Source organism: Halomonas jincaotanensis (assembly GCF_018448785.1).
Classification (GTDB): Bacteria; Pseudomonadota; Gammaproteobacteria; order Pseudomonadales; family Halomonadaceae; genus Halomonas; species Halomonas jincaotanensis.
In genome coordinates this window covers 37,788-59,108 of sequence record NZ_JAHCLU010000004.1, presented here as the reverse complement: position 1 = coordinate 59,108, position 21,321 = coordinate 37,788, and the positions used below count along the sequence as shown (strand labels likewise).

General features: G+C 64.7%; 21 protein-coding genes. 6 read left to right on the top strand and 15 right to left on the bottom strand.

From position 1 onward, the window contains the following. The first annotated feature begins 17 nt into the window (after window positions 1–17). A complete protein-coding gene (gene slmA / locus KG088_RS05415; RefSeq protein WP_213824482.1) occupies window positions 18–629 on the top strand; it encodes a nucleoid occlusion factor SlmA in 612 nt (203 codons plus the stop codon). A gap of 123 nt (window positions 630–752) precedes the next feature. On the opposite strand, the gene rpoH is transcribed toward slmA, so the two are convergent. The 4 genes from rpoH to ftsY form a co-directional block, all read right to left on the bottom strand. Further along, a complete protein-coding gene (rpoH, locus tag KG088_RS05410) occupies window positions 753–1,619 on the bottom strand; it encodes an RNA polymerase sigma factor RpoH (RefSeq protein ID WP_213824481.1) in 867 nt (288 codons plus the stop codon). Window positions 1,620–1,833: 214 nt separating this feature from the next. Continuing rightward, window positions 1,834–2,811, bottom strand: a complete 978-nt coding sequence (gene ftsX / locus KG088_RS05405) for a permease-like cell division protein FtsX (protein WP_250148087.1) — start codon at window positions 2,809–2,811, stop codon at window positions 1,834–1,836. Continuing rightward, on the bottom strand, window positions 2,808–3,476 hold the full coding sequence (gene ftsE, locus KG088_RS05400) for a cell division ATP-binding protein FtsE (RefSeq protein ID WP_213824480.1): 669 nt from the start codon (window positions 3,474–3,476) through the stop codon (window positions 2,808–2,810). Before ftsE ends, ftsX begins: the two co-directional genes overlap by 4 nt. After that, window positions 3,473–4,738 (bottom strand): signal recognition particle-docking protein FtsY, encoded by a 1,266-nt coding sequence (gene ftsY, locus KG088_RS05395; protein ID WP_213824596.1) that lies wholly within the window; start codon window positions 4,736–4,738, stop codon window positions 3,473–3,475. The genes ftsE and ftsY overlap by 4 nt, the downstream gene beginning before the upstream one ends. A gap of 91 nt (window positions 4,739–4,829) precedes the next feature. Between ftsY and rsmD the strand changes: the two genes are divergently transcribed. After that, on the top strand, window positions 4,830–5,471 hold the full coding sequence (gene rsmD / locus KG088_RS05390) for a 16S rRNA (guanine(966)-N(2))-methyltransferase RsmD (RefSeq protein WP_213824479.1): 642 nt from the start codon (window positions 4,830–4,832) through the stop codon (window positions 5,469–5,471). A gap of 76 nt (window positions 5,472–5,547) precedes the next feature. Continuing rightward, window positions 5,548–5,751: a cell division protein ZapB gene (locus KG088_RS05385; RefSeq protein ID WP_213824478.1), complete on the top strand. Its 204-nt coding sequence runs from the start codon at window positions 5,548–5,550 to the stop codon at window positions 5,749–5,751. Window positions 5,752–5,769: 18 nt separating this feature from the next. Here the strand turns inward: KG088_RS05385 and KG088_RS05380 are convergent, their stop codons facing one another. From KG088_RS05380 to KG088_RS05345, 8 genes are all read right to left on the bottom strand, one after another. Beyond that, window positions 5,770–6,219: a GNAT family N-acetyltransferase gene (locus KG088_RS05380; RefSeq protein ID WP_213824477.1), complete on the bottom strand. Its 450-nt coding sequence runs from the start codon at window positions 6,217–6,219 to the stop codon at window positions 5,770–5,772. Continuing rightward, complete coding sequence (locus KG088_RS05375) at window positions 6,212–7,069, bottom strand: hypothetical protein (protein WP_213824476.1); 858 nt, start codon at window positions 7,067–7,069, stop codon at window positions 6,212–6,214. The genes KG088_RS05380 and KG088_RS05375 overlap by 8 nt, the downstream gene beginning before the upstream one ends. After that, window positions 7,066–7,377 (bottom strand): BolA family protein, encoded by a 312-nt coding sequence (locus KG088_RS05370; protein WP_213824475.1) that lies wholly within the window; start codon window positions 7,375–7,377, stop codon window positions 7,066–7,068. The genes KG088_RS05375 and KG088_RS05370 overlap by 4 nt, the downstream gene beginning before the upstream one ends. 54 nt (window positions 7,378–7,431) lie before the next feature. Continuing rightward, window positions 7,432–8,856 carry an MFS transporter gene (locus tag KG088_RS05365; protein ID WP_213824474.1) on the bottom strand — a complete coding sequence of 475 codons (1,425 nt, stop codon included), beginning with the start codon at window positions 8,854–8,856 and terminating at the stop codon, window positions 7,432–7,434. 70 nt (window positions 8,857–8,926) lie between these two features. After that, a complete protein-coding gene (locus tag KG088_RS05360; RefSeq protein WP_213824473.1) occupies window positions 8,927–9,313 on the bottom strand; it encodes a hypothetical protein in 387 nt (128 codons plus the stop codon). Window positions 9,314–9,395: 82 nt separating this feature from the next. Beyond that, window positions 9,396–10,940 (bottom strand): lysine--tRNA ligase, encoded by a 1,545-nt coding sequence (gene lysS / locus KG088_RS05355; RefSeq protein WP_213824472.1) that lies wholly within the window; start codon window positions 10,938–10,940, stop codon window positions 9,396–9,398. Window positions 10,941–10,979: 39 nt separating this feature from the next. Continuing rightward, window positions 10,980–12,078, bottom strand: a protein-coding gene (gene prfB / locus KG088_RS05350; RefSeq protein ID WP_406565592.1) for a peptide chain release factor 2 whose coding sequence is annotated in 2 segments (ribosomal slippage) — window positions 10,980–12,002 and window positions 12,004–12,078 — 1,098 coding nt in all. Because the reading frame shifts where the segments join, the coding sequence is not laid out codon by codon here. 186 nt (window positions 12,079–12,264) lie between these two features. Continuing rightward, window positions 12,265–13,626 carry an OmpP1/FadL family transporter gene (locus KG088_RS05345; RefSeq protein WP_213824471.1) on the bottom strand — a complete coding sequence of 454 codons (1,362 nt, stop codon included), beginning with the start codon at window positions 13,624–13,626 and terminating at the stop codon, window positions 12,265–12,267. A gap of 277 nt (window positions 13,627–13,903) precedes the next feature. Here KG088_RS05345 and KG088_RS05340 point away from each other — a divergent pair, with 277 nt between their 5' ends. The 3 genes from KG088_RS05340 to KG088_RS05330 all read left to right on the top strand — a co-directional run bounded on the left by KG088_RS05340 (window position 13,904) and on the right by KG088_RS05330 (window position 17,464). Then, window positions 13,904–14,347 (top strand): MerR family transcriptional regulator, encoded by a 444-nt coding sequence (locus tag KG088_RS05340; protein WP_213824470.1) that lies wholly within the window; start codon window positions 13,904–13,906, stop codon window positions 14,345–14,347. After that, window positions 14,344–16,914: a heavy metal translocating P-type ATPase gene (locus tag KG088_RS05335; RefSeq protein ID WP_213824469.1), complete on the top strand. Its 2,571-nt coding sequence runs from the start codon at window positions 14,344–14,346 to the stop codon at window positions 16,912–16,914. The genes KG088_RS05340 and KG088_RS05335 overlap by 4 nt, the downstream gene beginning before the upstream one ends. Window positions 16,915–17,032: 118 nt before the next feature. Next, a complete protein-coding gene (locus tag KG088_RS05330; protein WP_213824468.1) occupies window positions 17,033–17,464 on the top strand; it encodes a VOC family protein in 432 nt (143 codons plus the stop codon). A 10-nt stretch (window positions 17,465–17,474) separates the two neighbouring features. Here the strand turns inward: KG088_RS05330 and KG088_RS05325 are convergent, their stop codons facing one another. From KG088_RS05325 to thrC, 3 genes are read right to left on the bottom strand one after another with little or no spacing between them, the layout of a single operon-like run. Then, entirely contained in the window at window positions 17,475–18,092 is a 618-nt protein-coding gene (locus KG088_RS05325) for a YitT family protein (protein WP_213824467.1), read from the bottom strand. A 22-nt stretch (window positions 18,093–18,114) separates the two neighbouring features. Then, window positions 18,115–19,929, bottom strand: coding sequence for a single-stranded-DNA-specific exonuclease RecJ (locus tag KG088_RS05320; protein WP_213824466.1), 1,815 nt, complete (start codon window positions 19,927–19,929; stop codon window positions 18,115–18,117). Window positions 19,930–19,932: 3 nt separating this feature from the next. After that, window positions 19,933–21,321, bottom strand: coding sequence for a threonine synthase (thrC, locus tag KG088_RS05315; RefSeq protein WP_213824465.1), 1,389 nt, complete (start codon window positions 21,319–21,321; stop codon window positions 19,933–19,935).

Here is a 21,321-nt window from a genome sequence, read left to right as displayed (position 1 = left end):
TAAAAGAAAAGACGCACATGACGCAGGAAAATCCCACTCCCACGCGCCGCGAGCAGATCTTGCAGGCGTTGGCGCTGATGCTTCAGGAAGACAGCGGCAAGCGCATCACCGTCGCCGCCCTGGCACGCCAGGTCGGCGTCTCGGAGGCCGCGCTATATCGCCACTTTCCGAGCAAGGCGCGCATGTTCGAAGGGCTCATCGCCTTCATTGAGGAGACGCTCTTCGCGCGCATTAATCGCATCCTCGAAGAGGAAACCGAGGCGATACCGCGCTGCGGCAGAATACTCATCCTGGTGCTGGCCTTTGCCGAGAAGAATCCGGGCCTGTCGCGACTGCTCGGCGGCGACGCCCTGACCGGCGAGACTGCCCGTCTGCGGCTGCGCATTCACCAGCTCTTCGAACGGCTCGAGACGCAGTTCAAGCAGATCTTGCGGGAGGCGGAACTCCGCGAGGGACGGCGTACCTCCCTGACGGTGTCGGCCACGGCCAACCTGTTGCTGGCCTATGCCGAGGGACAAATCTCCCAGTACGTGCGCAGCGATTTCCGCCACCACCCCACTGCACACTGGGATGACCAGTGGCGACTGCTGTCGTCCCAGCTGTTGCAGGACGCACCGCAGCATATCTGAGCCTCGTCAACGCAAGAACCACACACGCAAAAGCCCCGACCAAGGCCAGGGCTTATACTCTCAAGACGACACCCCCAGAACGAATGTCTATCGGGAAAATCGATCGGGCGATGCCGTCGAGGCTCAGGCGACCAGGGCGTCGCCGATCTGGTGGCGTATCTTCTTCATGGCGTTCTTCTCGAGCTGACGAATGCGCTCGGCCGAAATGCCATAGACGTCGGCCAGATCGTGAAGCGTCGACTTATGGTCACTCAGCCAGCGCCGCTGCAGGATGTCCCGTGAGCGCTCGTCCAATGTCTCCAGGGCGAGCTGGAGGCGTCGTGTAGCGTCGCCTTCCCAGTCGCTGTCCTCGAGTTGGGTCGCCGGGTCACCGGAGGCATCATCGAGGTAGTGAACCGGCGCCTGATAGGTGGACTCTTCGTCATCGTTCGGTGCGGCGTCGAAACCGGCATCGTGAGCCGACAGGCGCCCTTCCATTTCGCGCACCACCTCAGGCTTGACATCAAGATCCTTGGCAATTGCCTCGACCTCGCTGGTGTTCAACCACGACAGCCGCTTCTTGGCACCGCGCAGATTGAAGAACAACTTGCGCTGGGCCTTGGTCGTGGCGATTTTCACGATGCGCCAGTTACGTAGCACGAATTCGTGAATCTCGGCCTTGATCCAGTGCACGGCAAAGGACACCAACCGCACCCCCTGGTTGGGGTCGAAGCGCTTGACGGCCTTCATCAATCCCACATTGCCTTCCTGAATCAGGTCGGCCTGCGGCAATCCATAGCCGGAATAGCTTCGCGCGATGTGCACGACGAAGCGCAGGTGCGACAGCACCAGGCGACGCGCCGCCTCAAGATCGCCCTCGTCATGCAGACGGAAGGCCAAGTCTCGCTCCTCGTCGGCGGACAGCATCGGTATGCGGTTGACCGACTGGATGTACCCGTTAAGGTCACGCCCCGGCGATAACTGGCCCACTGGCAGAAGACTGGTGCTCATATGCAGGATGTCTCCCTTTCGAAGCCCAAATACGTATCCAATCTCAAATACCTGGCCCTAATATGACGTACAGAATGATGTACAGGTTTCGCGACCTTTGAGAGCGGCAGCCGCCAAAGGTTCCGACAATTCAGCGATGATTGACCCAGGAGCCCAGCCTCACTCGGGGCGACCGCGTCTTCGCTGCTTTCGCCGATTGACTGGCGAATTCGTTTTACCGTGGCCGTATTTCGGCGAGATGTCGACTCACCGCAATCCAGGCCCCCAGCAGACCCAATAGTGTACTACATGCTAGCAGTATTGCCGAGCTGGACAACGCTAATCGAGGCAGGCTGAAGCTCGCCCCGTAGCTTCCCGCCAGCGCCGCGACCGGCGCCGCGAGCCAATCGCTGCCTAGCGTCAACAGGCCCCAGGCGATCAAGCCGCCCCCCAGGCCATACCAGGCGCCGCTGTAAAGAAAAGGCCGACGCACGAAGGCATGAGTAGCGCCGATCAGCGTCACCACTTCGATCTCCTGACGCCGGCTCTCCACCGCCAGGCGGATGGTATTGCCGACCACCAGCAATACGCCCGACCCGAACAGCACCGCCAGCGCCAGGGCGACGCGGCGCCCCAGCTCGGCCAGGTGGCGCAACCGCTCGATCCAGGCCAGATCCAGGCGCACCTCCTCGACACCAGCAATCGCCTCGAGGGCATCGGCCAGTTGCTGAACTGCGTCGGGTGAGGCATCCCCCGGGGTCACCACGACACTGGCCGGGAGCGGATTATCCTCGAGTCGCGCCAGGGCATCATCCAGGCCCAGCGAGGCCTGGAACTCGGCCATGCCCTCGGCCGCCGTGATTAGCCGGGTGCTGGCCACGCCATTCTGGGCGGCCAAGGCCTCCTCGATACGCTTCGCTTCGCCATCGTCCACCGGGGAGGTCAGGTAAGCAGTGAGGGTCGCGCTCTCGGTGAGCTCGGCATCGAGCAGCCGAGCGCTATCCAGCGTCAGCCATAGCGCGGCAGGCAGCACCAAGGCAATGGCGATGGCCAGCATGGTCATCAGACTGCCAATAGGATGGCGAAGTAGACGGCGCGCGCTGTCCAGGCTCATGGCGCGGTGATGGCGGGCCCAGCCGCGCAAGCGGTTACCCGAGCGGGCACGCTGGCTCTGTGCGCCCCGGGGCGACGGTCGAGTGGGCTTGGGACTCAAGCCGCCTCCTCGTCGGCCACCAGACGGCCGTCGCTCAGGCGCAGCACCCGATGGCGCAGCCGCGCAATCAGTGCCAGGTCATGACTGGCCACCATGACCGTGGTGCCGATGCGGTTGAAGTCTTCGAAGAGCGCCATGATGTCGGCGGAAAGCTGAGGGTCGAGATTGCCGGTAGGCTCGTCGGCCAACAGCAGCGCCGGGGTGTTTACCACCGCCCGGGCAATGCCCACGCGCTGCTGCTCACCGCTGGAAAGCTCGATGGGCAGCGCCTTTTCGCGGTGCAAGAGTCCTACCTTGTCCAGCGATGCCCGCACGCGGCGTGATGCCTCGCGGGGTTCGATGCCCTGGATCTCCAACGGCAGCGCGACGTTGTGGTAGATGGATCGATCGAAAAGTAGCTGATGATCCTGGAAGACCACGCCGATCTGGCGGCGATAGAACGGGACCTGGCTATGATGCAGACGATCGATGTCGTGGCCAGCCACCATCACACGGCCTCGGCTCGGCCGCTCCAGCCGCATGACCAGGCGCAGCAGCGAACTCTTGCCGGCGCCGGAATGGCCAGTGAGAAACACCATCTCGCCGCGCCGCACACGAAAATCAATATTGGCGAGCGCCTCGAAACGACCTCCATAGCGCTTGCCGACGTGCTCGAAGGCAATCATCCCTCGGCGTCTGCTCTTTCCCGGTCGAACAGGGCATCGACGAACTCGGTGGCCACGAAGGGGCGCAGGTCGTCCAGCGACTCACCAACCCCGATGAAGCGGATCGGTGTGCCAAGCTGCTTAGCCAGGGCGAAGATGATGCCGCCCTTGGCGGTACCGTCGAGCTTGGTCAGGGTGATGCCGGTGATCGGCACCGCCTCGTTGAAAGTACTGGCCTGAGAGATGGCGTTCTGACCGGTGCCGGCATCGAGCACCAGCATCACCTCGTGGGGCGCGGTGTCATCGAGCTTGCCCATAACACGGTGGACCTTCTTGAGCTCTTCCATCAGGTGCGCCTTGTTGTGCAGACGGCCGGCAGTGTCGGCGATCAACACATCGATCTTGCGCGCCTTGGCGGCGGCCACGGCGTCGAAGACCACCGAGGCGCTATCGGCCCCGCTATGCTGGGCGATCACCGGCACGCTGTTGCGCTCGCCCCATACCTGAAGCTGCTCAACGGCGGCGGCACGGAAGGTGTCGCCGGCCGCCAGCATTACGCTGCGGCCCTCACGCTGGAAGCGCTGGGTCAGCTTGCCGATGGTGGTAGTCTTGCCCACGCCATTGACCCCCACCACCAGGATGACGAAAGGCCCACTTCCCTTGGGAGGTAAGACGAGCGGCCGGGTGACTGGCTCGAGCATGCCGGAGAGCTCTTCCTGCAGCGCGCGATAGAGGGCCTGCGGCTCCTTGAGCTCCTTGCGCGACACGCGATCGGTGAGGCGATCGATGATCTCGGTGGTGGCCTCGATCCCCACGTCGGCCATCAGCAGCTGGGTCTCCAGCTCCTCCATGAGGTCATCGTCGATCTGCTTGCTGCCGAGGAACAGCCCAGCCACGCCCTCGGTGAAGCTCGCCCGGGTCTTGCCGAGCCCCGCCCGCATGCGCGAGAACCAGCCGGCCTTTTCTTTTCCGGCCGTGTCTTTTCCAACCATATCCTTTCCGGCCGTGCCGCTGCTTCCAGGCTTTTCCTGGAGCGCGGCCCTGACGGGCTTTTCGACGGGCGGATCCGGCGTCTCGACGGGCGGTTCATCAGGGGCCTCGACGGGAGGTTCGGCAGTCGGCGCAGCAACGTCGTCTACGGCCTCCGGCTGGCGCAGCTCAGCGGCCTCGGCGGTCGTGTCATCGACGACATCGCTGGTGTCGTCCGTTAATGCTTCGCTCTCGGCCGAGTCTGGTGTTTGGGAGCTATCCTTGGGCTTCTTGCGCTTGAAAAAACCGAGCATGGAATGAATCAGCCTCGCGGGTGAACGAATCATCACATCCTACCACCGCGCACCATGACTGTGGACAATCCTCCGGTTACAATCCTCCGCCATGACACCGCGTCGCTCCCCCTCCCGCCGCTCCAGGCGCTCGCCAGGCGTCAACGGCACGCTACGCCTGATCGGCGGCGAGTACCGCCGTCGCCGCCTACCGGTGCTCGACAGCCCCGGGCTGCGGCCGACACCCGACCGTGTCCGCGAGACGCTGTTCAACTGGCTGGCCACATTGACGCCGGGCGCCCGCGTGCTGGACCTGTTCGCCGGCACCGGCGCCCTGGGCCTCGAGGCACTTTCGCGCGGGGCTAGCGAGGCGTGCTTCGTCGAGTGCGACCCGCAAGTGGCCCGACAGCTTGCCGACAACCTGGCCACCCTGGGAGCCGAGCCGTGCGGTCGTGTGGTGACCAGCGACGCAGTGGCCTTCCTTGGGCGCGAGCCCAGCCCTCATTCGCTGGTGTTCATTGACCCTCCTTTCCATCAAGGGTTCGCCGCCGCCTGCTGCGCGGCGCTGGAGGCAGGCTGGCTTGGCGAAGATGCCTTCATTTATCTGGAAACCGAAGCGATGCTAGAGCCCGAGGTGCCGGCCCATTGGCAGCTACATCGGGAGGTGCGCGCTGGCGACAGTCATGGCCGCCTCTACCGCCGCCAGGTCGTGGCAAATACCGCCGGCGGGTCGCCGGACAGCAACGCTTGCTGAGCCCCGGCCGCGGCGTTACGCTGCGCGCTGATTATGGCCATGCGGGCCGCGATCAGGCCCCTTACAGGAGAACAGGATGAGCATCGAACTTTTCAACCAGCTCGAACAGAAGGTCTCCAGCGCCGTCGAGGCGCTCGAGCTCTTGAAGATGGAGGCCGAAGAATTACGCGAGGAAAACGCCCGCCTGAAGCAGGAGCATGAAGAGTGGGAGCGCCGGCTGACCGCTGTCCTGGGCAAGTTCGACGAGATCGATATCGAGAGCAGCCAGACCGCGTCCTGATCACGACGCGACCACCGCTCAGCCCAGCGGGAGCGACATCAGCAACGCGTCCTCCCGCGACGACCCGGCCCCCATGGGAGGGTAATAACGACTCCTTCGGCCATCCTGAACGAAGCCCAGCCGTCGATACAGCGCCAGTGCGGCCACATTGCCGGCCCTGACCTCCAGTAACAGCCGCTCGCGCTCCCAGTCACGCGCCTGCACGATCACCGCTTCCAGCAGGCAACGCGCCACCCCCTGCCGACGATACGGCTCAGCGACCAGGATCGCCTGCAGCTCGGCCTCGAAGGGTAGCCTTGCGACTGTGGCATAGCCGATCAATCTTTCATTACCGCCAATGCCGAAAACGCGCGCATCCTCCTGTGCCAGTTCGCAGGCCAGGATGTCGTGCGATCGCGTCGGCTCCAGCGCCACCAAGGCATCCAGCCGGGTAGGGCCTAGGTGCTCAATGGGGCTTGCCTCAACCATCGTTATCCTTTTGCGCCTCACCCTGAACCTCATCTCTATCACCACGCCAGGCCGCTCGCCAGCCGGCCATCTGCGGCCAGAGCGCACGCTTGGCCTCGGCGCTCGCGGCCAGCTCACTCAGCGACGGCCCCTGCCAGGCGGGTAGGGCAAGGGTCGGGCAGTGGCCGTCGGCCAGGGCAAGAATCGCTTCCAGATCCGCGTCGTGGCCGAACAGCAGCACCCTTTCGGGGGCCCAGCCCCGCCGGCGACGGCCATCCAGGAACGCCTTAAGGCCCTGACGGGCCTCGTCCAGCGGCGCCTCCACCGGCAGCCCTTCCATCTGCGGCCAGTGATAGGCCTCGAAATGCGAAAATTGCTCAGGGATTACGCCGGCCGCCTGCAACAGATTGGCCAGCAGGCGCGCCTGCTCGGCGCGCGGGGCGGCGCGCTCCGCCAGCATCACCAACCAACGACCATCGAGACAGGCGACCTGAACGATAAAGCGCAATGCCTCACCGGCGGCAGGGGCCGGGGTCGTGTCAGGGTCTGCCTGGAGTTCCGGGGATGTCGACTCGCGCGCCTCGTCGGGCGGCTCGCCCAGAAGCGCCCGTGCCTTGCCGCGCGCGACGGGTCGCAGATGGCGCTCGGGCCGCGTCACCTCGGGGGTGGACGACGACGGCGGAGACGGTGGCCTTGCCGCCTCGTCGAGCAGGGCGTGAAGGCGCTCACTGGGAGGCTCGGTCGCCACCGGGGCCGGAATCTCCCACTCACAGGCCGGCGTCGGCCGGGCATTGGGCAGGCGGTAACGGGCCACCCAGGCCGTCACGCCCATGGCCTCCAGGTACTGAAGGCGCTGGGGATCGGGGCTCACGACGCGTCGCCACCCCGGCAGTTCGGCGAGTCGGGCCGGGCCTCGCCGCGGGCCGCCCACTCCGCTGCCGTATAGGGGTGCAAGGCCAGTGCATGCACGGGGCCTGCCAGCTCGTCGGCCAGCAAGGCGTAGATCTGCTGGTGGCGTTTGACGGGCATCATGCCCTCGAACCGGCCGGAGACCAGCGTCACCTTGAAGTGGGTCTCGGAATTCGCGGGCACGTTATGCCGATGGCTCTCGTTCTCCACCGCCAGGTAGGTGGGCTCGAGGGCCTGAAGCTTGTCTTCGATGATGGCCTGTATGCGCATGTTGGCTCCTCGATGAATGAAAGGGGACATTGTAACGCCTTGGCGGCGATTCGCTCAGTCGCAACGCGGCACCGCGGAACGGCTCGCCTGTTGACGCTGCCTGGCCTGGGCCTCTCCGGCCAGCGTGACACGGCCGAGACTGGCCACCAGCGCCAGCAGGCAAGCGGCACAACCGGCCCAGAGCGTGGCCTGCACGGGCGCGTTGGCGGCAAGAAAGGCACCCACCAGGGCGACCCCCAGCGACTGGCCCACGGTACGCGTGGTGCTCATCACCCCCGAGGCGCTGGAACTGAACTGCCAGGGCACGCTGGCCATCATCTCGCGGTTGTTGGGCGGCTGAAAGAGCCCGAAGCCAAAACCACAAAGCCCTGTACGCCACAGGCCATCGATCACCCGTGCCTCGGCGTCGAGGAGCGCCAGAGAGGCCAGTCCGAAAAACAGCAGCACCAGTCCGGCACACGACAACAGGCTGGGATTGACCCGATCGGCCAGCCGGCCGGCCAGCGGTCCCACCAGCATGATCGCCAGCGGCCAGGGCGTAAACAGCCAGGCCGTCTGCAGCGGCGTAAAACCCATTTCCTGTTGATAGAGAAACGACAAGGCCACGAAGGTAAGCCCCTGCCCGATAAACGCCAGCCCCGAGGCCGAGACCGCCAGGCTGAAGCGCCGCTCGGCGAACAGCGAGAGCGGCAGCAAGGGGTGCGTGGCACGACGCTGGCGCCCCACGAAGCAAATCCCGGCCAGCAGGCTCGTCGATAGCCAGGCGAGCGTCTGCCAGAGCGGTGCGCCATGCCCAATGCCGTCCATACCGATGAACAGGGAGCCAAGCGTGGCCACCGACAGCAGCGCTCCCCAGCCATCGAAGCCACCTTTCCGCCCGGGTTCACGCGGCAAGGCGCGCCACGCCAGCACCAGCGCGAAGATCCCCAGCGGCAGATGCAGGACGAACAGCCACGGCCAACTGGCCACGGACAATACCAAGCCACCGATCGTTGGCCCTGCCGCATAGCCTGCCGCCACCACCAACGCACTCAGCCCCAGAGCCGAACCCAGCAACCGCGAGGGAAAAATCGAGCGATATAGCGACGGCCCGATCGACAGCGTGGCCGCTGCCCCGAGTCCCTGGAGGGCACGGAACGCCAGCAGCACGTTCAACTCGCGCGACAGCGCAGCGCCCAATGAGGCGAGCACGAAAAGCGTCAGGCCCGCCACGTAGAGGCGCCGACGGCTGATCAGCTCGCTGACTGCGGCGAACACCAGCAGAAAAGCCGCACAGACGATCTGGAAGAGGTTGGTCACCCACACCGCGCGCGCCGAGGAAATCGCCAGGTCATCGGCGATCGACGGCAACGCCAGGTTGATCATGGTGGTATCCACCACCGCCATCAGGGTGCCGAGAATCAACGCCAGTACCGCCAGGCGACGCTGGGGTGACGGCAGACCGTCATCGCCGGGGCGTATCTCGAAGAGTCGGCTCATGTGTCGGGCATCCATCGTGAAGAAACCGGCCGAAGCCGGTTTCTCGAAAGCACGGCATTACTGGCCTCGGTCAATCCCGGTCGGTTTCCAGCAGCAGCGAATCGTCCACTTCGGAGATCTCGAGGGGCGCCTCGTCGTCCAGGTCGATGGCCAGATAGCTGTGCTCGATCTGCAGGAAACGCTGAAAGAGCGCCCAATCCAGGCGCTCCGGCCATTGGCGCTCGTCCTCTTCCCAGGCGCGCAGCTCGGTCTCGAGAATTGCGGCGTAGCGCTCGCGAACGAAGGACTCAAGCGCCTCGGGCGTGTCCATTTCCGGGATCAGGTAGACGGTGCTTTCGCGTTCGACATCGTCCAGGGTCAGATCGTCGTCCCCCATCGTGGGCTCGAGCTCATTGATCCAGTCCACGAAATGCCGGGTCGGTCTGACGCTCAGGGCGGAGCGGTTGAGCAGTTTCATCACGGTCTCCTCGACATCGAAACGCCGATCAGTATGGTCGCTTGGCAGGCCGCTTACCAACTTATTCCGGCCACATGGCGGGTTATTCCGGCCGCATGGCGGGGAACAGCAGCACGTCGCGGATCGAGGCGCTGTCGGTGAACAGCATCACCAGCCGGTCGATGCCGATCCCTTCGCCGGCGGTGGGCGGCAGGCCGACTTCCAGCGCGCGGATATAATCGGCATCGTAGTACATCGCCTCCAGATCGCCGGCCTCCTTGTCCGCCGCCTGCGACCGGAATCGCTCGGCCTGATCCTCGGCATCGTTGAGCTCCGAGAAGCCGTTGGCAATCTCGCGGCCGCCGACGAAGAACTCGAAACGCTCGGTGACGAAGGGGTCGCTATCCTGGCGTCGCGCCAAGGGGCTGACCTCGGTGGGATAGTCGGTGATGAAGGTCGGCGCCTGCAGGCGATGCTCGACGGTCTTCTCGAAGATCTCGATCTGGATCTTGCCGAGCCCCCAGCCGTCCTTGACGTCGATGTCCAGGCGCTCGGCGATCTGGCGTGCGGCGGACGTATCGGCCAGTGCCTCGGCGTGGATGTCCGGATTGTAGGCGAGGATGGCGTCGAACACGCTGATCCGCTCGAGCGGCTGGCCGAAATCGTAATGGTAGGTTTCCAGCACCTCCCCTTCGGCGTTGCGCACGGTATTGACCACGGTGGTGGTGCCGAGCACCTTCTGGGCCACGCTGCGCAGCATCTGCTCGGTGAGTTCCATCAGGTCGTGGTGGTTGGCATGGGCCTGATAGAACTCGATCATGGTGAACTCGGGGTTGTGACGCGTTGAGAGGCCTTCGTTGCGGAAGTTGCGATTGATCTCGAAGACCCGCTCGAAGCCGCCCACCACCAGGCGCTTGAGGTAGAGCTCCGGCGCGATGCGCAGGTACATATCGATATCCAGCGCATTGTGGTGGGTCACGAACGGGCGCGCCGTGGCGCCGCCGGGAATCGGCTGCAGCATGGGGGTCTCCACCTCCATGAAGCCGCGATCCTCGAAGAAGCGTCGCATGGCGCTGATCACCCCGGCGCGGGTCTCGAAGACCTTGCGCGAGTCCGGGTTCATGATCAGGTCGACGTAGCGCTGGCGATAGCGCGCCTCCATGTCGGTGAGGCCGTGGAACTTGTCGGGCAGCGGACGCAGGCTCTTAGTGAGCAGCGTCGCCTCCGCCATCTTCACGTAGAGATCGCCCTTGCCGGACTTGTGCACCGGCCCGCGCGCCGCGACGATATCGCCGATGTCCCAGCTCTTGACGTCCTCGAGCACCTCGACCGGCAGGCCCTTCTTGTCGACGTAGAGCTGAATCGTCCCCGACGGGTCCTGGAGGACGATGAAGGGCCCGCGCTTGCGCATGATGCGCCCGGACACGGCGGCCTGGCGGTCGCGTGTCTCCAGTTCGGCCTTGTCCACCTCGCCGAGCTCGTCGATCAGCTCGGCGGCCAGGCTATCGCGGCGAAAGTCATTGGGAAACGCGCTCGTGCCACTGGCGGCCGCCCGCTCGCGGCGAGCCGCCAGCTTTTCGCGACGCTCGGCGATCAGGCGGTTCTCGTCGGCCTGGGGGCCGGTCTGGGAAGAGCGTTGGTCGGCCATTGCGCTACCTGTCGCTACCTAAAAAGTGATTGTTGAGCCCTACAGGCCCTGCTTGAGACTGGCTTCGATGAACTGATCCAGATCGCCATCAAGCACCTTTTCACAATTGCTCGACTGCACGCCGGTGCGCAGATCCTTGATGCGCTGGTCGTCCAGCACGTAGGAGCGGATCTGGCTGCCCCAGCCGATATCGGACTTGGAATCCTCGGCCTCCTGCTTGGCGGCGTTGCGCTTCTGCATTTCCAGTTCCCACAGCTTCGCCTTGAGCTGCTTCATGGCGAAGTCGCGGTTGGCGTGCTGGCTGCGCTGGCCCTGGCAGGCGACCACGATACCGGTCGGCTCGTGGGTGATGCGCACGGCGGAGTCGGTGGTGTTGACGTGCTGGCCGCCGGCACCGCTCGAGCGGTAGGTATCGGTGCGCAGGTCGGACGGATTGATCTCGACCTCGAAACTGTCATCGATCTCCGGCGACAGGAACACCGAGGCAAACGAGGTATGTCGACGGCCGCCCGAGTCGAAGGGGCTCTTGCGTACCAGGCGATGAACACCGGTTTCGGTGCGCAGCCAACCGAAGGCGTAGTCGCCCTGGATATGCAGCGTCGCCGACTTGATGCCAGCTACATCGCCGGCGGACACCTCGATGATCTCGGCCTTGAAGCCATGGTGCTCGCACCAACGCAGGTACATGCGCAGCAACATGTTGGCCCAGTCCTGGGCCTCGGTACCGCCGGAACCCGCCTGGATGTCGAGATAGGCGTTGTTCTCGTCCATCTCGCCGGAGAACATGCGTCGAAATTCGAGCGTCTCGAGGCTAGCCTGCAGGCCGTCCAGCTCCTTCTGGACCTCGGCGACGGTGGCCTCATCATCTTCCATTTCGGCCAGCTCCAGCAGGTCAGCGCTGTCCGCCAGGCCCTGGCTCAGCCGGTCGAGCGTCTCGACCACCGTCTCCAGCGCCGCCCGCTCCTTGCCGAGCTTCTGCGCATGGTCCGGATCGTTCCAGACATCGGGCGCTTCCAGCTCGCGGGTGACTTCCTCTAGCCGATCCTTCTTTTCGGCATAGTCAAAGATACCCCCTCAGGACGTCTGTCCGCTCGGCCAGGTCCTTGATGAGACTATGAATCGGGTTGGTTTCCAACATAAGCTCGCTCGCCTGAAGAGACAGTGGCAAAACGGCCGCCGCGGCGCTGGCATCACGACAGGCCCATCGGCGGCACGGAAAAGGCGACTAGTGTAGCGAATGTGCCGACTCGTCGCATCCATCATGGCGGAACCAAACGACGAAACCCGGCCGCAGCCGGGTTTCAGCAAGACCTTGCCGTCGAGCTCAGAAGCGATAATCCACCGAGAGCGCGACGACATCGGCCGAGACCTCATAGGTCCCCGCCAGGTTGCCGCGAGTCTGGTTCTCTTCTTTGAGACCGTCCTGATCGATACCGCCATCATCGCCGAAGACATGCATGTAACCGGCGGTGATGCCCAACTCGGGCGTCGGCATCCAGGTCGCGCCGAGCGTCGCCCACTGACGATCAGCATCCGGCACCCGCGGCGTGCGGAATTCAGCGCTGGGCACCGGGCTCTCGTCGACGCCCAACCCTGCGCGCAGCAGCCATTGAGGTGTGAGGGCGTAGTTGGCGCCCACCGAGAAGGCCCAAGTGTTGTCCCAGTTCTCCTCGGTACGACTATTGGGCGTATTGTCCTCGAACTCGACGACTAGCTCGTCGAAGCTGCTCCACTCGGTCCACTCTGCATTGGCCATCAGCGCCAGCCGATCGGTCAGCTGATGATAGACGCCCAGATTGAGGTTGGCCGGTGTCGTCAAGTCGGCGGTGCCACCACCATTCGTCAGTGTATTGGTGGACTGAGCGCCCGCCAGCACCTGTTGACCGGCAGGATCGTCCGAACTGAAGCGAGCCTCGCCGTCCAGCGTCAGATCGATCTCGGAGCGGTAGCTGATCCCCAGGCGAGTCTGGTCGGTGACCTGAAACAAAGCGCCCAGAATATAGCCATACCCCCAGTCATCGCCAGTAACCTCAGCTATACCATCGGCATTGCCAATAGCTTGCGGAGGCAATTGGCCGGCCTGGACGCCACGCCCACCGAGGTCGATGGCATTCGAAAGGGTGGCATCTGCATATTGCGCGCGCAGACCCACCGCCAGGTTAAGACGATCGCTGGCCCGATAGTTCAGCGTCGGCTGGAAATCGACGGTGGTGAGTTCCGTCTCGATGGCGTGGTACCGCCCGATCCAGTCGTTATCGTATTTTGTCGAAAGGCCGTAGGGCGCATAAACCGCCAGGCCCAGGTCCAGCTCATCGCTCAGTTGCGTCTTGGCGGCAAAGCTTGGCACCACGGCCGTTTCGCCCCCCTGCCGAGAGCCCCCCCTGTCGTAGCTGAGGCTGGGCGGCGCTCCAGTCGGGTAGGCTTCAGCATCCTGCAACTCGAAATTGGCATCGATATAGGCCAGACCACCAGCGACCTGATCCCCCTCGATATTACCGATGGCCGCCGGATTATGGGCCATGAAACTGGCATCCTCGGCGCCTGCGGCGGCGTTGGAGAAGGCGTTGGCCAGGGTCTTGGCGCTTTGCTCGCGGACTTGGAAGCCGGAAGCGGACGCCTGGGAGGCGATCAGTGCCGTTGAGGCAATAGCGACGGCGATGGAGACTTTATTGAGTTTGTTATGCATGGCGGCACCCTCTGGCATGAGGTGTTGGTAAGCGCACTCTGGGTGGTGCGTTGCGTATTGACGTGTTTTCGCCCATCAGCGCCCACCAATCAAGTGCAAACGTTCGTTTTAATCTCTGGAACCGCTAATACTTTTGTCTTATAGGATAATAAGCATCATTATTTCATAAGGTTAGAAAACCAAACCGAGCCGATTATTGTACACCAAGATGGCGCTTGACCTATGGGTTACCCAAAGGTTTTAGACTGCTGGCATCGATTTTATCCAGGAAACCACGATGAAGGTCAGCGAACTGGCACGCCTGGCCGGCGTTACCGCCGAAACCGTGCGTCACTACACCCGAGAAGGACTCCTGCACCCCGAACGCGACCCGGAGAACGGCTACCAGCTGTTCGGGCAGACCGACCTGGAGCGGCTGCGTTTTATCCAGCGCGCCCGCACCCTGGGCTTCGGTGTCGCCGAGATCCGCGACATCCTCGCTCACGCCGACCATGGCGACTCGCCCTGCCCCATGGTGCGCGACCTGCTGGCCAGCCGACTCCCCGAGATCCGCGCCCGTATCCAAGAACTCGAGGCATTGGCGTTGCGCATGGAACAGGCCCTCGATGCCTGGGCCGAGATGCCCGATGGCACACCCGATGGCCATAGCCTGTGCCGGTTGATCGAAAGCTTTCCCGAACCGCTCAATGCCGACCACGAAGCCGACAAGGAGACCCGATGACCACTCGACACTCACTGAAGCGCCAGGTCCCGGGCATGAACTGTCAGGGCTGCGTGGCCAATATGCGCAAGGCCATCCAGGCTCGCGACGCGCAGGCCGACGTCACCGGCACCCCCGCCGAGAAGCGCCTGGAAGTCGCCACCGTACTGGATGGTGACGCCCTGGACGCGGTGCTGCGCGAGGCTGGCTACCCGCCCGCGACTCCCGAAAAGGATATCGCCCCCACACCGTCCGAGCCCACCGAGGCCACCGCCGCTCAGGCGCCCTCAGCGACCGAGGCCGACGACACGCGCGCCACCACGCGGCGCCTGTCGATCAGCGGCATGACCTGCGCCAGTTGCGTTAAAAGCGTGCGCGAGGCGCTGGAGCGCACGCCGGGGGTGGTGGGTGCGGAGGTCAACTTCGGCACGCATACCGCCCAGGTACGCGGCAGCGCCGACCTCGATGCCCTGATCCGCGCCGTGCAAGACGTAGGCTACGATGCCGAGCCTATCGTCGACATGCGCGAGGCCGAACAGGCCCGTGCCGAGAAGGACGCGAAGGCCTATCGCCAGCGCATCCGGGGCAGCTTCCTGTCGCTGACGCTTGCCGTACCGTTGATGGCCAGCATGTTTTTCTTCCACCCCCACCCGATGGGTGGCGGTCGCCTCTACTGGTTGGTGATCGGCCTGCTGACCCTGACCGTGATGGCGGGCCCGGGGCGGCATTTCTTCGTTAACGCCTGGAAGAATCTCAAGCACCACCAGGCCAACATGGACACCTTGATCGCCATGGGCACCGGCACCGCCTGGCTCTATTCGATGGCGGTGGTGGCCTTCGCGCCTTGGCTGCCCGAGGTGTCCCGGGGCATTTACTTCGAGGCATCGGCGATGATCATCGGCCTGGTGCTGCTCGGCAATGCCCTGGAATTGCGCGCCCGAGGCCGAACCAGTCAAGCCCTCAAGCGCCTGCTCGACCTGCAGAGCCGCACCGCCCGGGTGATCCGCGACGGCGAGGAGCGCGAGGTCGAGATCGACGAGGTCCGCCAGGAGGATCATATTCGCGTGCGCCCCGGTGAGCGCCTGCCGGTGGATGGCGAGGTCACCGAGGGTCAGAGCTACATCGACGAATCGATGCTCACCGGCGAGCCGCTGCCGGTCGCCAAGGGCAAAGGCGACGAGGTCAGCGCCGGCACCGTCAACGGCAAGGGCGGCCTGGTTTATCGTGCAACGCGCGTAGGGGCTGACACCCGCCTGGGACAGATCACCGAACAGGTGGCCAGCGCGCAGAATTCGCGCCCTCCCATTGGCGAACTGGCCGACAAGGTATCGAGCATCTTCGTGCCCACGGTGATGATCATCGCCGTGATCACTGCGCTGGCCTGGTTTAACTTTGGTGCCGAGCCGCGGGTGATTCACATGCTGGTCACCGCCACCACGGTGCTGATCATCGCCTGTCCCTGCGCCCTGGGCCTGGCCACCCCGATCTCGACCATGATCGGCGTCGGCAAGGCGGCCGAGCACGGCGTGCTGGTAAGAAGCGGCGAGGCCCTGCAGACCGCCAGCAAGCTCACCACCCTGCTGGTGGACAAGACCGGTACCCTGACCGAAGGCAAGCCGCGGGTCACCGAGGCCGACGTCATCGAGGGCGACGAGCAGAATATCCTGGGCCTGGTCACCGCCTTGGAGCGTGGTTCCGAACATCCACTGGCCGCGGCCCTGATGACCCATGCCGCCGCGCGTGACGCCAAAGCCGCCGAGATCACGGGTTTCGATACCGTCACCGGCGGCGGGGTGAAGGCGAGAAGCGCCGATGGCCAGTCGCTGCTGCTGGGCAATGCCCGCCTGTTGGAGGACGCCGGCATCGAACTGGCCCCCGGCCGCCAGGTTGCCGCGAAGCTGGAAGAAAAGGCGCGCACCGTGGTGTATCTCGCCGTGGATGGACGGCTGGCCGCCGTGTTCGGCATCAGCGACCCGCTGCGCCACGACACCGTCGAGGCGGTGAAGCGCCTGCAGGACGATGGTCTCAAGGTGGTGATGCTCACCGGCGACAACGCCCACACCGCTGCCGCGATCGCCCAAGAAGTCGGCATCGACGACTTCCGCGCCGGCCTGCTGCCCGAGGACAAGCATGCCGAGATCGAACGCCTGCAGCAGGCTGGCGAGGTCGTGGGCATGGTCGGCGACGGCATCAATGACGCACCGGCGCTGGCCCGCGCCAACGTGGGCTTCGCGATCGGCCAGGGCACCGATGTGGCCATCGAGAGCGCCGGCATCACCCTGGTGCGCGGCTCGCTGCACGGGGTCGCCTCGGCCATCGAGATCAGCCGGGCGACGCTTGCCAATATCAAGCAGAACCTGGTGGGCGCCTTCGGCTATAACGCCCTGGGCATCCCCATTGCGGCCGGTGTGCTCTATCCCTTCACCGGCACCCTGCTCTCGCCGATGATCGCCGGGGCGGCCATGTCGCTGTCGTCGATCACCGTAGTAAGCAACGCCAATCGGTTGCGCCTGTTCAAGACGCGCCGCGAAACCGCGCGAGGGGATGACAACATCGCGTCCGATCAAAAGCAGGAGGCTACCGCATGAGCTGGATCGTCAATCTCGCCGGCCTGGCGTTGATCGCATTGATCATCTGGTGGTTCTGGGGGCCGGCACAGCGCTAGCTTGACTATGCTGAAGACAACCCCCGGATCGCGAGGTACCCATGCCCCACCCCACTCCGAAACTGAACGGTGTGCTGGAAACCGCGCTCTACGTGGAAGACATGCACCGGGCACGGCGCTTCTTCGAGGCCGTGATGGGACTGGCACCCTTCACGGCCGACCACCGCTTCACCGCCTATGATGCCGGCGCCGGCACGGTGCTGCTGCTGTTCCTGCACGGCGAGACGCTGGAGACCGTGGTGCTGCCCGACGACATGGGCACCATTCCACCCCATGACGGCGAAGGCCGGGTGCATCTGGCATTCGCCATCGCCGCCCGCGAGCTTGCGGCCTGGGAAGAGCAACTAGAGGCTCTCGGTATCGCCATCGAGGGGCGCACCCACTGGCCGCGAGGCGGCGAAAGTGTTTACTTTCGCGACCCCGACGGCCACCTGCTGGAGCTGGCTACCCCTGGCGTCTGGCCAACCTACTGATTCACAAATTTTAACTGACGCCCATATAGCGCCCCGGCTTGTGGTTCAGCGCAATGATCAGATTCAGCGCCACCGCGCCGAGTACCGAGAGCCCTACTCGCTCCATGGGGAGCACCAGGAGCGCGGCGAGCATGATCAGGCCGTCGATACCCAGCTGCACATAGCCGGCTCGCAGTCCGTAACGGTCCTGCAGGAAGAGCGCAAGGATATTGATCCCGCCGAGGCTGGTGCGGTGACGAAACAGGATCAACATGCCGATGCCGATCAGACTGCCGCCCATCAGCGACGCGTAGAGCGGATGGAGGGAGTCGATAACGATCCAGCGCCCGGTCAGCTCCGAGAACACCGACACCAGGGCGATCGCGGCGAAGGTACGCAGCGTGAACGACCAGCCCATGCGCTTGATGGCCAGATAGTAGAACGGCAGGTTGATGGCGAAGAACCAGACGCCGAAGCGCCAGCCGGTGGCATATTGCAGCAGGAAAGCCAATCCGGCGGTGCTGCCGGTCAACAGCAGAGCCTCTGTGTAAAGCGTCACGCCGAGCGCCACGAACAGCGTGCCCACCAGCATGGCCATGACATCTTCATGGGGGCGATGCGGGTCTTTGGGCAGGTCCTGGGGATCCATCGGTGTTCCTTAAACAGGGTGCCTAACAGGCTTCCGCATGCTCGATCATCAACTGCAGGCTCTCCCGCCCTCGCCAGCGATTGCGATTGAGCTTGTAGGCGCAGCGAAGGCGGTCGCCGACGCCAAAGGCCGGCAACTCCCCAGGGGTCAGGGCGCGGAACCAGATTCCCCGCTGGGTCACCGCGCCCGCCGACAGCTCCATCATCAGATGATTGCCATCGGCCCCCACCGGACGCAAGTGTTCAACCAGAAACTCGCCCTCGAACAGCGGGGCATCGAATTCACGCCCGTAAGGCCCGAGCACAGCGAGCTCATCGAGAGTGGCGAGGCTCAACTGCGCGGGCGTCAGCGCGCCATCGGTAAAGACCCGCGGGCAGAGTTCCCTATCGCCGAGCTGCTCACTTACCGCCTGGAGAAAGGCCACGCGGAATGCCGCCATTTGCTCGACCGGCACCCCCACCCCGGCGGCGCCGCGATGGCCGCCGAAGCGCGGCAGGCACAGGGGCGCCAGCTCAAAGGTGCGCTGCAGGGCGTCACGCAGATGCAGCCCCTCGATGGAGCGACCCGAACCAGTCAGCATGCCCGGGGCGGCCGCCGGGGTCAGTACCAGCGCCGGTCGGCCGAAGGCCTGGACCAGCCGCGAGGCGACGATACCCTGCACGCCGGGGTGGCCACTCTCGAGGTAGAGCACGATGGCCGGCTCATTGGCCACCAACGAGGGAATAGCCAGCTGGCGGGCCTCCTCGCTCATCTCGGCCTCTATCGCCTTGCGCGACTGATTGTCCTGATCCAGCGTTGCCAGATGCCGATGCGCGACCGCATCGTCTTCGGCGAGCATGAAGTACAGCGCCGCATAGGGATCGTCGAGGCGCGAGCGGGCATTGATTCGCGGGCCCATCTGGAAGGCTAGGGTCTCGGCGTCAAAGGGCACACTGTCGGCCCCCAGCCTGGCCGCCATGGCCCGCCAGCAGGCGGCATCCATGCGGTTGATCAGGTTCAAGCCGTAATTGACCACTGCCCGGTTGGCGGCACTGCCGCCCAGCGACACGCAGTCGGCTACCGTCCCCAGTGCCACGTAGGAGAGCCAGGGCGCAAGCTTGGGCGTGGCGGCCGCCAGCAGGCCCCATTCGATCAACACGCTGCGCGACAGCGACATGACCAGCCAGGCGACCATGCAGCCGGCGATCGTGGTGTCGGGATAATCACAGTCCTCGCGGGTGGGATTGACGGTGGCGTAGGCCGAGGCCGGTGGCCCCTCCAACGGCAGGGCGTGATGGTCGCTGACCACCACGTCGATGCCTTCGGCCTTGAGGCGCGCGATACGCGGCTCGTCGGAGCTGCCGCAATCCGCCGTGATCACCAGGCTCGGCCGCGGCGAGAGCGCGAGCGTGCGCTCTACCAGCGGCAGGCTGATGCCGTAGCCGTCGTGGATGCGATGGCCGATCAGGCTATGCAGCCGTGCCTCGGGCACGCCGAACAGCTCGACCAGGGTGCGCCGAATCACGACGTGGGAGGTGATGCCATCGACGTCGTAGTCGGTCAGGATGCCGATATGCTCGCCGTCGACCACTGCCTGGGCGATACGCTCTGCCGCGCGGCGAGCGTCCCGGAGTTGCTCGGGATGGGTCAGGTGGCGCAGGCTCGGGGTCACCAGCGGGGCGAGTTCCCCTCGGTAACCGTTGAGCCGCCCAGCCAGCACCCGCGCCTGCAGCTCGGAGAGCCCCTCGCTCAAGGCACGCGCATAGAGCGCCTCATCGCGGGTGCGCGCCTGAAGGCGGGGCTTGAGCCGCTCATGCAGGTCGCTGGAATAGGTCGCCACCTCGTCCAGACCAGACATCACCTACCGCCGGTTCTCGGCCACGAACTGCTGCACGGCAGCGAGGTCAGCCGGCAGTACCGTATAGCGCTCTTCACGCTCCAGCAGATCCTCCATGTGCGCCGGGAGTGGCACACCGGAGAAGCCCGCCTTGACCACCGCCTCGGCGAACTTGGCGGGATGCGCCGTAGCCAGCGTGATCATCGGCGTCTGGGCATCGCCGCGCACCCGCTCCGCGGCACGATAGCCAGTGGCGGTATGGGGATCGAGGAGTTCCTTGGTGCGATGGCGCGCCTCGCGGATCACCTCGAGCAAGGTGGCGTCATCCACACGGTAACTGGCGAAGCGCTCGCGCAGCTTGGCCAACGGGGCATCGGCCAGGGCCGCGGGCTCATTCTGGAAACGCTCGAGCAGAGCGCGAACGGCATCGCCATCGCGCTCGTAGGCTTCAAAGAGCAGGCGCTCGAAGTTGGACGACACCACGATATCCATGGACGGCGCCAGCGTCGCGACGAGTTCCCGCTTGGAGAAGTCGTTGTCAGCCAGCGTGCGGTGCAGGATGTCGTTGGCGTTGGTGGCGATGATGAACTGCGTTACCGGCAGGCTCATGCGATAGGCCATGTAGCCGGCGAAGAGGTTACCGAAGTTGGCCGAGGGCACGCAGAAACTGACCGGTCGGTGCGGCGCCCCAAGCGCCACGGCGGAGGCCACGTAGTAGACGATCTGGGCCATGATCCGCGCCCAGTTGATGGAGTTCACCGCCACCAGTCGCGCGCCATTCAGGAAGGCCTGGTCGGCGAAGCTCGCCTTGACTATCGCCTGGGCGTCGTCGAAGTTGCCCTCGATCGCCACGTTGAAGACGTTGTCGGCGAGCACCGTGGTCATCTGGCGGCGCTGGACCTCGGAGACCCGCTGATAGGGGTGGAGAATGAAGATATCGAGATTGTCGCAATGACGGCAGCCCTCGATAGCCGCGGAGCCGGTATCGCCGGACGTAGCGCCCATGATCACCGCACGCTCGCCTCGCTTATCGAGGAAATGGTCGAGCAGACGGCCGAGCAGCTGCAGGGCCACGTCCTTGAAGGCCAGGGTCGGTCCGTGGAACAGCTCGAGCAGGAAATGATTGGCATCGAGCTGGTTGAGTGGCACTACGGCGTCGTGGCTGAAGGTGGCGTAGGCCTCCTCGACGATACGACGGAAGGTCGCGTCGTCGATCTCGCCGCCGACATAGGGTTTCATGACCCGAAAGGCAATCTCGGCATAGGACAAGCCCGCCATGCTGGCCAGGTCGTCATGTGAGAGCCAGGGGATGGTCTCCGGGACGTATAAGCCCCCGTCGCTGGCCATGCCGGTGAGTACGACCTCCTCGAAGGAGAGCGCAGGTGCCTGCCCGCGGGTACTGATGTAGCGCAT